This window comes from Rhizobacter sp. P3_C12 (genome assembly GCF_056402735.1).
In genome coordinates this window covers 1-8383 of record NZ_JBFUGW010000268.1, presented here as the reverse complement: position 1 = coordinate 8383, position 8383 = coordinate 1, and the positions used below count along the sequence as shown (strand labels likewise).

The following is an 8383-nucleotide window of genomic DNA, read 5'->3' as shown; positions in this document are numbered from 1 at the left end:
TCTTCTCGTAGGCCTCGAAGATGGTGTCGGCCACCGAGCGGCCCAGCGCCAGCACCGGCACGATCTTCATCTGCGCGATGAATTCGACCTCGTCGACCGCGTTGCGCCGGCGCGCCGGGTCGTCGATCGCGATCACCAGCCGGCCTTCGCGGATCAGCAGCGGCAACACCAGCAGCCGCGCCGCGGCCGCATACGGCAGCTTGCGCAGCGCCTCGGCCTCGACCGGGAAGGCGTTGACGTTGACGACCGGGTAGCCCATCTTGCGCGCGAGCGCCGTCTGCAGGTCCTCGCGCGAGACGGTGCCCATGCGCACCAGCAGCTCGCCCAGCGGCACGCTGCGGTCGTTCTTCTGCTGCGAGAGTGCATCCTGCAGCTGTTCTTCGCTGACCAGGCCGAGCGAGGTCAGCGCCTCGCCGATGCGCACCATCGGCATCTTGGCCTGCTGCTCGATCGCGCTGAGCAACTGGATGGGCGTGACGATCTGGCGCGAGACCAGGATGTCGCCGAGCTTCTGGTTGCGCAGTTGCTGCTGCATGTCGGCGGCCTGGGCCACCTGCTGTGGGGTCACCATCTTCTGCGCCACCAGCAGGTCGCCGATGCGCTCGCCGATCTCGAAGTGCTCGTAGGCCTCGCGCGGCACGAACAGGCGCTGCACGCTGCCCTCGGCATCGATCGGCGGGAACAGGAACAGCCCGTGCGGCGTGTCCACATGGCCGATGGTGTCGCCTTCGAGCAGCGCGCCGGATTTCAGCGTCACCTTGTAGCGGCTGGACGGGCGGTGCTCGAGCATGCCGGCGTGCGGGTCGCGGCTGGCATCGCTGGCGGGCTTCAGCGGCTCGACGACGCGCAGGCTGCGGAACTGCGTGAAGCGCAGCGCCATCGTCGTGCGGGCCGGCGGCACCTGCACATGGGCGACGGTGGACTCCGGCACGAAGAAGATCAGCCGGCCGTTCATCTCGCGGTCGTTCAGCCCGACGATCTGGCAGGCCTGCGGCTGGTTCTGTTCCAGCGCATCGGGGTAGGCGGCGAACGGCGGCGTCGGCCAGCGAAAGCCTTCATGGCGGGCCTTCTCGGCCGGCGCGGGCGCGGGCGCCGGGGCGGGCGCATCCGAGAGGGGCGGCAGTTCGAGCGCCCAGTTCGGCGGAGTCGTCAGATTGGACACGGGTCCATCCTTTGAAGGACGGGCGCGTGCGGACGGGCCGGCGCGCCAGGGCGCGGAACAGTTTTCCGCCCTGGCACTGTATGAGTACAAACTTCCCGTTGAAGGTACGAAATGACTGGGTTTTGCCCGTCAGTCGTAGCCCGGATGCCAATCCGGGGCTTGTCCGACACATCCCCGGATTGGCATCCGGGCTACGACTTCATCTGGTCCGGCAGGAACGTGATGATCTGCGGGAACACGTACAGCAGCACCACCATCAGCACCATCAGCAGGAAGAACGGGAAGGCGGTCTTCGCGATGTAGCCGATCTCGCGCCGCGTCATGCCCTGCAGCACGAACAGGTTGAAGCCCACCGGCGGCGTCACCTGGGCCATCTCGACGACGATCACGATGAAGATGCCGAACCACAGCGGGTCGATGCCGGCCTTCTGCACCGTCGGCATGATCACGCCCATCGTCAGCACCACCATCGAGATGCCGTCGAGGAAGCAGCCGAGGATCACGTAGAACGCGGTCAGCATCAGGATCAGCCCGAACTGGCTGAGACCGAGCGAGGCGATCCATTCGGCCAGGTGGCGCGGCAGGCCGATGTAGCCCATCGCGAGCGTCAGGAACGCGGCACCCGCCAGGATCAGCGCGATCATGCAGTACAGGCGCGTGCCGCCCATCAGCGACTGCCTGAACGTGTTCCAGGTCAGCGAGCCCTGCACCGCCGACAGGATCAGCGAGCCCAGCACGCCCAGGCCCGCGGCCTCGGTGGCGGTCGCGATGCCGGCGTAGATGGAGCCCAGCACCGCGGCGATCAGCAGCACCACCGGGATCAGGCTGCGCGAGGCCTCGAGCTTCTCGCGCAGGCTCATCGGCGCGTCGGCCGGCGGGATCTGTTCGGGGTGGCGCAGCGACCACAGCGCGATGTAGCCGGAGAAGATCAGTGCCAACAGCGCGCCGGGCAGCACGCCGGCGATGAACAGCTGCGAGATCGAGACGTCGGCCGTCACGCCGTAGACGATCATGATGATCGACGGCGGGATCAGCAGGCCGAGCGTGCCCGCGCCGGCCAGCGAGCCGATGGCCATCGCGTCGGGGTAGCCGCGCCGCGCGAGCTCGGGCAGGCTCATCTTGCCGATGGTGGCGCAGGTGGCCGCGCTCGAGCCCGACACCGCTGCGAAGATCGCGCAACCGACCACGTTGGTGTGCAGCAGGCGGCCGGGCAGGCGCTGCATCCACGGTGCGAGGCCGCGGAACATGTCCTGGCTGAGCCGGGTGCGGAACAGGATCTCGCCCATCCAGATGAACAGCGGCAGCGCGGTCAGCGTCCAGCTGGAGGCCGAGCCCCAGATCGTCACGGCCATCGCGTCGCCGGCCGGCCGGGAGCTGAACAGCTGCATGCCGATCCACGCGACGCCCGACAGCGTGAGGCCGATCCACACGCCGCTGCCGAGGATCAGGAACAGCGACGCGATCAGCAGCGTCGTCACCAGCAGGTCATTCATTGCGGCTTGCCTCATCAGACACCGGCACCACGCGCCGGCCGAGGATCTCCAGCACCAGCTCGTCGATGAACGCAACCGCCAGCACCGTGCTGCCGACGGCCATGCTCAGCTGCGGGATCCACAGCGGCATCGCGTCGTTGCCGGTCGAGATGTCGTGGAACACGTACGACTGCCAGACGAGCTTGCAGGCGTAGAACGCTGCCAGCAGCGCCAGCGCGCTGGCGGCGAAGAGCGCCCACAGCTCCAGCCGCCGGCGTGCGGCGCCCTTCAGCGCGTTGAGCAGCAGCGTCACGCGGATGTGCTCGCCCTGCTTCAGCGTGTGGGCGAGTGCGAGGAAGCCGGTGGCGGCCATCAGGTAGCCGGCGTAGCTGTCGACACCCGGCACGTTGAAGTGCAGCTGCCGGCTGACGATGGACAGCAGCACGGCCGCGAGCAGCCCGACCATGAAGACCGCGGCGAGCGCGGCGCTGGCGTCGTACAGCGCGTCCAGCCCGCGGCGCAGCGCCGCGCTCACGGCTTGCGGTAGGCGTCGACGATGGCTTGGCCTTCCGGGCCGGCCTTCTGCAGCCACTCCTGCAGCATCGTGTCGCCGACCTTCTTCATGTCGGCCTTCAGCTGCGCCGACGGCGGCAGGATGGTCATGCCGTTCTTCTTCAGCAGCTCGAGGTACTCGGTGTTCTTGCTCTTCGACAGCGCCCAGCCGCGCGCCTCGGCGTCGGCGCCGGCCTTCAGCAGCGCGGCTTGCGTGGGCTTGTCGAGCGCGTCGAACGCGGCCTTGTTCACCAGCACCGCGTTCTTCGGCAACCAGGCCTGGGTGTCGTAGAAGTATTTGATGTGCTCGTAGGTCTTGGTGTCGTAGCCGGTCGAGCCGGACGACATGTACGACTCGATCACGCCGGTGGCCATGGCCTGCGAGAGTTCAGCCGCCTGCACGGTGACGGGCTGCGCGTTGACGAGTTCGGCGATGCGCGAGGTGGCGGGGCTGTAGGCGCGCCACTTGACGCCCTTGAGGTCGGCCGCCGAGTTGATCGGCTTCTTCACGTAGATGCCCTGCGGCGGCCAGGCCACCGCGTAGAGCAGCATCATTCCCTGCTCGGCGAGCTTCTTGTCGAGCACCGGCTTCTGCGCCTTGTAGAGCTTGGCCGATTCGTCGTAGCTGTCGGCGAGGAAGGGCAGGCCGTCGGTGCCGAAGATCTGCCACTCGTTCTGGTAGTTCACCAGCAGGATCTCGCCGATCTGCGCCTGGCCGCCTTGCACGGCGCGCTTGATCTCGGGCGCCTTGAACAGCGAGGCGTTGGCATGCACGGTGATCTTCAGCTTGCCGGCCGTGGCCTTGTCGACGTCGGCCGCGAACTGGGTCAGGTTCTCGGTGTGGAAGTTGCTGGCCGGGTAGGCGGCGGGCAGGTCCCACTTGGTCTGGGCCCAGGCCGGGGCGGCGAGGGCGGCCGAGAACAGGTAGGCCAGAAGCGGAAGACGCACGCGCATGACAGGTACTCCAGGGAATGATGGCGCCCAGCGTACGGAAGCCGGGGCCCGACGACCATACGGACTTCTACGCTTTAGCAAGGTCTGTTCCATCGGGGTCGGCCGTGGCCGCCATGTCAGTCGATCTGGAAGTACGCCTCGCCATGGGGCCTCTTTCCGTCATCAGGCGTTTGAGGCAGGCGCCGCCGTTTCGTCGCCGTCAGGTTCTGCGATGGCTTCCAGGATGGCAGGCATCTGTCTTTTCAGTGAATCGAGATGATGGGCCAAGTGCTGGAGCATGTTGACGTCGATGTCGATCAGCAGTGTTTCAAGTTCGTCGCGAGTCAACGAGCGATGTGCGACCGCGCCAATCACTGACACGAACCAGTCGCACGCTTCCAGCATGTCGGTCAGATCGGCGTGCATCCGTCCGGTCAAGGCCTTGTCGGGTACGAAAGCCTTGAGTTGGTTGACGAGGGAGCGTGCGGCAAGTTCTTCATTCATGCGTCGATGGACAGGGGTTGTCGCTTGGCGGGCGCCGAAACAGAGTGCTCTGCAAACATGTCGCTGTGCCAGTAGCCCTGAGCGTCATTCAGCCAACTGAACTTCTTTTTCTCGGCGAAGGCACGCAATGGTGCGAGCGGAATCCCGTATCGCCAAAGTAGAGCGAGCAATTCACGCAAAGCTTCCTTGCTGAGAGCTGCGAGTTCGATCTCCAGCATCAGTTCTCGGCCGACACCTTTGACATCGCGTATCGCAGCGATTTCCTTGAAGCCTTGAAAGAGGCGACGCTCATCCCCGCGTGAGTAGAAGCTGCCCAGCTCAACTTTCAGAATCATGGTTCTCCTATCGGCGTCGACCGCCCGGATATATGTTGTGGTACCTGCCACCGGGGTACTCCACATCCCAGTGCGGGCCTCCGTGAGCGTCACCTGTGGACCCGGAGTCAGGGCCTGTGGGGCACCATACGCCGCCGTCCGCAGCTTGCCAGCCGTAGCCGCGTCCGTTGGGATTGCGCACCCAGTTCTCCCCGCCCTTCGGGTCCTTGAAGCCCTCAGCTTCCCCGGGCTTGCCTGGCGCTTTGGGTCCAGCGGGATCGTAAGCATTCTCTGGGGGCTTGACCAACATCGGGCCAACGACCTGCCAGCCAAGCCAAGCACCAACCCCTGCGCCAAGGATTCCACCCACCACGGCGCCGGGTGGGCCGAGGATGGAGCCGACCTCTGCACCGGCGAGAGCACCCGCCAGCGGATTCAGTCCGCTCGGATCGACGTAGCGCAAAGGATCGCCATCCACGTACGTGTAGGTCGATGGACTTCCTCCCAGCAGGCCGATCGGATCGCTCTGCGTGTAGCGCCCTCTGTCGGGACCGTAGTAGCGGAACTGGTTGTAGAACAGCCCGCTCTCCGCATCCGCGTACTGCCCTGGAAAGCGCAGGTTCTGCGTGAAGACGCCCAGCCCCTGCGGATCGACCTCCGGCGCGGTCGCGCCGAACGGCTCGACCAGCCAGCGCCAGCGCAGGCGGTTGTCGCGATCCACCACGATGCGCGGTGCGTTCAGGTGGTCGGTGTGGATGAAGTACACCAGCGGCTCGCCGGCCGGATCCGCCGGGTCCGGTGTGAACATCGCCATCGGTGTGTCGCGCAGCCACACGTATTCGCGCAAGGCCGCGCCGTTCTGGTCGTACTCGCCCAGCAGGTGTCCCTGCGGGTCGTACACGAACAGCGTGGTGCTCGCCGGGCCCGTGCTGCTGACCTTGCGCACGCGCTGCCCCTTGGCGTTGTAGGTGTAGTGCGTCGTCACGCCGGCCTTCGCGATCGTCGCCAGCTGCCCTCGCAGGTTGAACGTGGCCGTGTAGCCCGCGCTGTCGCTCGTCGTGTTGCCGGCGGGGTCGTGGGCAAAACTGCGCGCCGGGTTCGTGATGGCCGTCAGCCGGTTGCTGGTCGCCTCGGTCGTGTACAGGCTCGGGCTGCCGTTCAGGCTCACGCTGCTGCGGTTGCCGTTCGGGTCGTGCGCGATCGCCCAGGTGGCCGCGTTCGTCGTGATGCGCGTGATGCGGCTGTTCTCGTCGTAGCCGAAAGCCTGATCCAGTGCTGGCCGCGGCGTGCCGTCGGGTGCCAGGTGCATGAAGCCGACGATGCGGTTCGCCGCGTCGTAGTGGATGTCGCGGAACACATCGCCGAAGGTGTGGCGCGTCATGCGCCCCGCGAGGTCGAAAAAGCGCTGGTTCGTCAGCGTGCCGTTCGCCATGTGCGCGGTCCAGCGCTTGAGCGAGCCGGCGAACGGCGTCCAGCCGATCTGGGTGAACAAGGGCATGGCCGTGCCGTCGCTGCTGCGGGCCAGCGCCATCGCGGTGATCTCGCCGTCCACCCAGGTCATGGTGAGCCGGCGTCCCGAGGGGTAGGTGATGCTGCTCGGGTTGCCCAGCGTCTCGCCGTAGACCACCACCTGGTCGAGTGGGCCCGGGTTGCCGCCTGGGCCTGCTTCCAGATGCTGGAGGTCGCGGGCGATCATGCCCTGCTCGTCATGGGCGTAGCGGTTCCATCCACCGGGGAAAGCGGTGCTCGTGAGCCGGCCGCCACCGAAGGAGAAATCCGGACCCCGCTGGCTGTACGCCAAGCTGAGCGTCTCGCTCGCGTGCCCGCCCATCGTGTATTCCGCGCTCGTCAAGCGATTGCTGGCGTCGTAGCCGTAGGCGGTCAGCACGCCGCGGCTGTCGGTGCGGGTCTTCAGGTTGCGGGCGGCGTCATACGTCAATCGATCGGTGCCGGAGTCCGGGCTGATCCGCTGTTGCACATCGCCGAAGCCGTTGCGCGGGTACTGCGTGAGCAACCCGCGCGGGTCGGTCACCTGGGTGGGCCGATCGCCGCCGTCATAGCCGATGCCCGTCGTCCCGTTGCGTGGGTCGGTGGTTTCAATGACGCGCCCAAGCGTGTCGTGGCGGAACCGCGTCTCGAGGTTCAGCGTGCCGGCGCCACGGATGATCTTCGTGCGCCGACCCATGGCGTCGTACTCGTAGCGCTCCAGCGGCATCGGCGACACCGGCGGGGGCGGCAAGGTCTGAGCTTGTGCGGCGAGGGCCAGCGCGACGTGCATGAGCGCAACGGCAGTGCGCTTGGCGAAGAGACGCGCCATGAAGGGGCTCCTGAGGGATGTCGATCGATTGGCCCCAACAGCCCGGGCGCGGTGCGCGATGCTAGAAAAAAGCCCGCCGCGCCGGCTCCTCACTTTCTGCAGAATTGCCGGCGCCGCTTCCCTCTGCCCGCAGACGCTCAGTTCTTGCGAATGAACGCCAGCAGGTCCTGGTTCAACCGCTCCTTGTGCGTGTCGGTCAACCCGTGCGGCGCACCCGCGTAGACGATCAGCTGCGCCCCCTTGACCAACTTCGCCGACGCCCGTCCCGAGATGTCGATCGGCACGATCTGGTCGTCGTCGCCGTGGATCACCAGCGTCGGCACGTCGAACTTCTTCAGGTCCTCGGTGAAGTCGGTCTCCGAGAAGGCCTTGATCGAGTCCAGCGTGTTCTTGTGGCCGCCCGTCATGCCCTGCAGCCACCAGTTGTCGATCAGGCCCTGCGAGACCTTGGCGCCGGGCCGATTGAAGCCGTAGAACGGGCCGCTCGCGATGTCCTTGTAGAGCTGCGAGCGGTTCTCGATCTGCGCCTTGCGCAGGCCGTCGAACACCTCGATCGGCACGCCGTTCGGGTTGACCTTGCCCTTGACCATCTGCGGCGGCACGGCCGAGACCAGCACCGCCTTCGCAACCTGGCCGGTGCCATGCCGGCCGATGTAGCGCGCCACCTCGCCGCCACCGGTCGAGAAGCCCACCAGCACCGCCTTCTTGCCCTTCAGGTTCACGGCCTCGATCACCGCGGCCAAGTCGTCGGCGTAGTGGTCCATGTCGTTGCCGTCCCAGGGCTGGCTCGATCGGCCGTGGCCACGCCGGTCATGGGCGATCACGCGGTAGCCCTGGTCGGCCAGGAACAGCATCTGCGATTCCCAGCTGTCCGAATCGAGCGGCCAGCCGTGGCTGAAGATCACCGGCTGGCCGTCGCGCGGGCCCCAGTCCTTGTAGTAGAGCTGCACGCCATCTTTCGTGGTGACGTAGCTGCCCGTCGGCCGGGCGGCGACTGCCGCCGGCCTGGCGGCGGCCGGTGCCTTCTGCGCGGCGTTCGCGGCACCGGTGAGAGCTGCGATGGCCGAGAGGGCGATCAGGGATTTGGTGAATGCATTCATGTGAGGCTCCGGGTGATGATGTAGTACGC

Annotated in this window: 8 protein-coding genes; all 8 read right to left on the bottom strand. The window is 66.7% G+C overall.

What is annotated here, in order from left to right:
- A partial coding sequence (locus AC1DXV_RS27835) for a cyclic di-GMP-binding domain-containing protein, MshE-related (RefSeq protein WP_477936624.1) occupies positions 1-1162 on the bottom strand: 1162 nt, incomplete at its 3' end.
- Positions 1163-1353: 191 nt separating this feature from the next.
- Positions 1354-2655 carry a TRAP transporter large permease gene (locus tag AC1DXV_RS27830; protein ID WP_477936622.1) on the bottom strand — a complete coding sequence of 434 codons (1302 nt, stop codon included), beginning with the start codon at positions 2653-2655 and terminating at the stop codon, positions 1354-1356.
- On the bottom strand, positions 2648-3157 hold the full coding sequence (locus AC1DXV_RS27825) for a TRAP transporter small permease (RefSeq protein ID WP_477874699.1): 510 nt from the start codon (positions 3155-3157) through the stop codon (positions 2648-2650). The genes AC1DXV_RS27830 and AC1DXV_RS27825 overlap by 8 nt, the downstream gene beginning before the upstream one ends.
- Positions 3158-3165: 8 nt before the next feature.
- A complete protein-coding gene (locus tag AC1DXV_RS27820) occupies positions 3166-4140 on the bottom strand; it encodes a TRAP transporter substrate-binding protein (RefSeq protein ID WP_477865679.1) in 975 nt (324 codons plus the stop codon).
- A 162-nt stretch (positions 4141-4302) separates the two neighbouring features.
- Positions 4303-4623 (bottom strand): hypothetical protein, encoded by a 321-nt coding sequence (locus AC1DXV_RS27815; RefSeq protein ID WP_477865678.1) that lies wholly within the window; start codon positions 4621-4623, stop codon positions 4303-4305.
- Complete coding sequence (locus AC1DXV_RS27810) at positions 4620-4958, bottom strand: hypothetical protein (protein WP_477865677.1); 339 nt, start codon at positions 4956-4958, stop codon at positions 4620-4622. The genes AC1DXV_RS27815 and AC1DXV_RS27810 overlap by 4 nt, the downstream gene beginning before the upstream one ends.
- A 7-nt stretch (positions 4959-4965) precedes the next feature.
- Positions 4966-7152: a polymorphic toxin type 37 domain-containing protein gene (locus tag AC1DXV_RS27805; RefSeq protein ID WP_477936620.1), complete on the bottom strand. Its 2187-nt coding sequence runs from the start codon at positions 7150-7152 to the stop codon at positions 4966-4968.
- Between the two features lie 239 nt (positions 7153-7391).
- On the bottom strand, positions 7392-8354 hold the full coding sequence (locus AC1DXV_RS27800) for an alpha/beta fold hydrolase (protein ID WP_477865675.1): 963 nt from the start codon (positions 8352-8354) through the stop codon (positions 7392-7394).
- Positions 8355-8383 lie beyond the last annotated feature (29 nt).